Genomic DNA, 633 nt, shown 5'->3' with positions numbered 1-633 from the left:
CCCGGGGCGGTCACCGTGCGCCCGGCCATCGCCAGCGCGGTGTATGAAGCCATCACGGCGACCAGCAGCGAGATCGCCACCAGCCACGGGTTGTACGTGCCTACCAGCATTCGTCAGTCTCCCGGACCTGCCTGTCGACGGAAACCACGGTGGGGCATGCATGAGGCAGGCCGACGCACGACGCCGGCCATGTGCGGCATCCCCCCGGTTGCCGCGCATTCACTCTAACGCGCAGACCGGGGGGGACTTCAAGCGGCAATACGTGAAATTGCGCCTCTGTAGAGCCGAGCCCATGCTCGGCTGCCAGACAGATCATCCGAGCGTGGGCTCGGCTCTACAGAGATCGGCAGTGACGCGGTCAGTCCACCACGCGGCAGAACACGGCCTTCAGGTAACGCGATTCCTGCACGTGGGCCATGAACGGGTGGTCCGGACCGGCGCCGGCCACCTTCAGGATCTGGATCGTGCGGCCGGAGAAATACGCCGCGCGGCGCAGCATGTCGAGGAACTGGTCCTCGGCCACCAGGCCGGTGCAGGAGAACGTGGCGAACAGGCCGCCCGGCTTGACCACGCCCAGCGCCAGCTTGTTCATGTCCAGGTACTTCTTCAGCGCAGTGATGACCTGGTCGCGGT

2 protein-coding genes are annotated in these 633 nt (G+C 66.2%); both read right to left on the bottom strand.

Annotated elements, in window-relative coordinates; all coding sequences use genetic code 11:
• Nucleotides 1-110 (bottom strand): MHYT domain-containing protein (locus ACNFOC_RS55015; RefSeq protein WP_416966399.1); only part of this gene is annotated, 110 nt, incomplete at its 3' end.
• Nucleotides 111-358: 248 nt separating this feature from the next.
• On the bottom strand, nt 359-633 hold a 275-nt coding region (locus ACNFOC_RS55010), incomplete at its 5' end, for a hypothetical protein (protein WP_521987298.1).

It is taken from the genome of Streptomyces colwelliae (genome assembly GCF_048158785.1).
GTDB lineage: Bacteria > Actinomycetota > Actinomycetes > Streptomycetales > Streptomycetaceae > Streptomyces.
This window is presented reverse-complemented; position numbering and strand designations above follow the sequence as displayed.